The 4,180-nt window shown below is 67.2% G+C and carries 4 protein-coding genes; all 4 read left to right on the plus strand.

What is annotated here, in order from left to right; genetic code table 11:
* Nucleotides 1-607 (plus strand): ATP phosphoribosyltransferase (gene hisG, locus Q0H50_RS08625; RefSeq protein WP_294421456.1); only part of this gene is annotated, 607 nt, incomplete at its 5' end.
* 156 nt (nt 608-763) lie between these two features.
* Entirely contained in the window at nt 764-2,086 is a 1,323-nt protein-coding gene (hisD, locus tag Q0H50_RS08630; RefSeq protein WP_294421457.1) for a histidinol dehydrogenase, read from the plus strand.
* Entirely contained in the window at nt 2,079-3,143 is a 1,065-nt protein-coding gene (hisC, locus tag Q0H50_RS08635) for a histidinol-phosphate transaminase (RefSeq protein ID WP_294421459.1), read from the plus strand. Before hisD ends, hisC begins: the two co-directional genes overlap by 8 nt.
* Before the next feature lie 84 nt (nt 3,144-3,227).
* Nucleotides 3,228-3,821 (plus strand): imidazoleglycerol-phosphate dehydratase HisB, encoded by a 594-nt coding sequence (hisB, locus tag Q0H50_RS08640; protein ID WP_294421461.1) that lies wholly within the window; start codon nt 3,228-3,230, stop codon nt 3,819-3,821.
* The last annotated feature ends 359 nt before the right edge of the window (nt 3,822-4,180 follow it).

Below are 4,180 nucleotides of genomic sequence, written 5' to 3' on the forward strand. Positions count from 1 at the left end.
GGATAACCCCGGCCGCCAGCTCATCATCCGCAACCCGGGCGTGGAGTACATCATCGTGCGCCCCTCCGACGCCCCGGCGTTCGTGGAGCTCGGCGCGGCCGATTGCGGCATCTGCGGCGAGGACTCGCTGCTCGAGGCGCAGCCCGAGGTGGTGGAGCTGGCCGACCTGAAGTTCGGCTCCTGCCGCTTCGTGGTGGCCGAGCCCGCCGGCGCCGCCGAGCAGACCGCCGAGCACTACCGTCGCCTCGGCTCCATCCGCATCGCCACGAAGTATCCCAACATCACGCGCGCCCATTACGCGAAAACCGGCACCCAAGTCGAGATCGTGAAACTGCACGGAAACATTGAGCTGGCACCATTGACTGGATTGGCCGAGCGCATCGTCGACATCACGGCCACGGGCACCACGTTGCGTGAGAACAACCTGGTCATCGTGGAGGATGTGCTGTCGTCGACGGCCCGCTTCTTCGCCAACGGCACCTCGCTGCGCACCGATGCGCGCATCGTGGAGCTGGCCGACGCCATGCGCGCCGGCGCCGCGGCGGGCAAGTGGGAGGCCACGGTCATCGCCGGCGGCGTGCAATCGCCCGAGCCGGCGACCGAATAACCGCTGGTCAGGGCTTTACGCCCATAAGCGCCCAGGGGTCGGGCGCAGCAACGTCGAGGCCGGGAAAACGCCTGCTCGCAGGCGCGGCCGCGACAAGGTATCATCGTGAAAAAGGCCGGAGGGGTCATCCGGCGTGTACATGGAAAGAAGGACAACATGCGTCGCGTCATCCTGAACAAAGGCGAGCAATTCTCCAACAAGCACCTCAAGCGCACGGGCGCGTTCAACGCCCGCGCCATGGAGGCGGCAACGAACATCATCGAGCAGGTCCGCGAACAGGGCGATGCGGCCCTGCGCGAGCTGACCGAGCGCTTCGACGGCGTGGCGATCGAGGACTTCCGCGTGCCGGCCGAGACCATCGAGGCAGCCGCGGCGAAGGTCGATCCCAAAACCGAGGAGGCGCTTAAGAAGGCCGCCAAGCAGATCCGCGAGTTCCATGAGCGCCAGGTCAAGCAGAGCTGGTTCTCCGTGCGCGAGGACGGCGCGCTGGTCGGCGCGAAGGTCACGCCGCTCGAGAGCGTGGGCATCTACGTGCCCGGCGGCCGCGCGCTGTATCCGTCCACGGTGCTCATGAACGCCCTGCCCGCAGCGGTCGCCGGCGTCGAGCGCATCGTGTGCGTCACGCCGCCCACCAAGGACGGCAGCATCGACCCGGTGGTCCTCGAGGCATGCCGCCTGTCCGGCGTCACCGAGATTTACACGGTCGGCGGCGCGCAGGCCGTTGCCGCGCTGGCGTACGGCACCGAGACCATCGAGCCGGTCTGCAAGATCACGGGCCCGGGCAACGCGTTCGTGGCAGCCGCGAAGAAGATCGTCTCCGGCGATGTGGGAATCGATATGATCGCCGGCCCCTCCGAGGTGTGCGTCGTGGCCGATGAGACGGCCGACCCCGCCATGGTGGCCATCGACCTCATGGCCCAGGCCGAGCACGACCCGCTGGCCAGCTGCTACCTGGTCACGTTCGACGAGGGCTACGCCGACAAGGTCGAGGCGGCCATCGAGGGCCACATGAAGGCCTCCACGCGCGCCGAGATCACCACGGCGTCGCTCGCCGATCAGGGCCTCGTGGTCATCTGCGATTCCATGGAACAGGCCATCCAGTCCGTCAACGTCATCGCCCCCGAGCACCTCGAGCTGCACTTCGACGGCGCGTTCGAGCAGCTCGGCGCCATCCGCAACGCCGGCGCCATCTTCGTGGGCGAGTGGACCCCCGAGGCCGTGGGCGACTACGTGGCCGGCCCCAACCACACGCTTCCCACCGGTGGCACCGCGCGCTACGCCTCGCCGCTTTCCACCGATGAGTTCGTCAAGCACTCCAGCGTCATCCAGTATTCCGCGAAGTCCCTGGCCAACGACGCCGATGCCGTCATCGCCATCGCCCGCCACGAGGGCCTGTGGGCGCACGCCCGCAGCGTCGAGCTGCGCAAGGCTCTGGTGGAGACCGGCGACATCTACGGTTTGGACGGCGTCGATGAATAGCGTCCGCGCATCCGCCCCGCAGCTGGCAGACATCACGCCCTACGACCCGAAGTACCTTCCGGCGCGGGCGTACCTGTCGGCTAACGAGAACCCGTGCGATGTGGAGACCGAGGTCCGCAACGAGATCAAGCGCGAGATCAACAAGGTGGCCTTCAACCGCTATCCCGACCCCTTGGCAAACGAGCTGCGCGACATGATCGCCGAGGCCAACGGCCTCGACCGCGACTGCGTGCTCGTGGGCAACGGCGGCGACGAGCTGCTGTTCGACATAGCGCTTGCTTGGGGCGGGCCGGGGCGCAAGTTCCTGAACATGCCGCCGACGTTCTCGGTGTACCAGAACAACGCCGAGCTCACCAACACCGAGGTGGTCGACATCCCGCGCCGCGCCGATTACGCCATCGACGAGGAGGCGGTGCTGTCCCGCGTGGCGCGCGGCGACATCGACTACGTCATCGTCACCAGCCCGAACAACCCCACGGGCGACCTGGCCGACGAGCGCTTCATCCTGCGCCTGCTCGACGCCACCGACGCGCTCGTGATGGTCGACGAGGCGTACTTCGAGTTCTCGCGCGGCACGGTGCGTCCCTACCTGGCGCAGCACAAGAACCTGATCATCCTGCGCACGTTCTCCAAGGCGTTCTCGCTTGCCGGCGTGCGCGTGGGCTACCTGCTGGGAAATCCCGAGGTCATCCGCGAGTTTCTGAAGGTGCGCCAGCCGTACTCGGTGGATGCGGTATCGCAGGCCATCGCGCGCGTGGTGTTCCGCAACCGCGCGAAGTTCGAGCGCGGCATCATGCAGATCGTCTCCGAGCGCGGGCGCGTGTTCCGCGAACTCTCGCAGATGCCGGGCGTCACGGCGTACCCCTCGAACGCCAACTACATCCTGTTCCGCACAGAAGGCGCGGGCGAGGTGTGGCAGCAGCTCTACGACCGCGGCATCCTCGTGCGCGACTTCAGCCGCGCGCCCATGCTGCAAGATTGCCTGCGCGTCTCCATCGGCAGCCCCGAGGAGAACGACGGGTTCCTAGCAGCCCTGCGAGAGATCCTGTCGAAGTAGGGCCTAGGCGCTTCGGACATTTCGGGGACGTAGCGTCAACTGTCCGGAATCGCTGCCCACATGACGAAAGAAAGGCGAACTGCAATGAGCGAACGCGTTGCGCATATCGCGCGCACCACGAAGGAGACCGACATCGACCTGTCCGTCAGCCTTGACGGCACGGGTGCTACGGACGTGGCGACAGGCATCGGGTTTTTCGATCACATGCTCACCGCGTTCGGACGCCACGGTTTGTTCGACCTGCAGGTTCGTTGCGATGGCGACCTTGAGGTGGACGGCCACCACTCGGTGGAGGACACGGGCATCGTCATGGGCCAGGCGTTCGCGCAGGCGCTCGGCGACAAGCGCGGCATCCGCCGTTTCGGCGATATCGCCATGCCCATGGACGAGGCCCTTATCATGGCGGCAGTGGACATCTCGGGGCGCGGTCAGCTGTACTGGGATGCTGATGTCCCCGCGGTGATGGTGGGAGCCTTCGATGCCACGCTGGCGAAGGAGTTCTTCATCGCCTTCGCCGCCAACGCCGGCGTCACGCTGCACATCCGCCAGCTGGCCGGCGAGAACACGCACCACGTCATCGAGGGCATGTTCAAGGCGGTGGCGCGCGCCATGCGCCAGGCTTGCGAGCCCGACCCCCGCATGGGCGATGCGCTGCCGTCCACGAAGGGGATGCTGTAGCCGTCGCGTCGCCGGGCCCGGGCGCGCGCCCGCCTCGCGGGCGAGCGGGGAGACGGAACGGGGGACGGAGGTGCGTTCACGATTGCCCCTCCGCGTCTCGGGCGATGAGCGTGAACGCGCTTCCGTCCCCCGTTCACGCCGGGCTCACGTGCGCCGATCGGGCGCACCGCGTTAGACCTCTTTGCCAACCGTTACGGACCTGCGGGTTCGCATCCTGAAAGGCTCTTATGATCGCTGTTGTTGACTACAAGAAGGGCAATCTGCTCTCCGTCGAGCGCGGCCTGCGCGCCGCCGGGGCCGATGCCCGCATCCCCGACGACGCCGCCGAGATAGCCGCCGCCGACGCCATCGTCTTGCCG

This window comes from uncultured Senegalimassilia sp., from assembly GCF_934632265.1.
GTDB lineage: Bacteria > Actinomycetota > Coriobacteriia > Coriobacteriales > Eggerthellaceae > Senegalimassilia.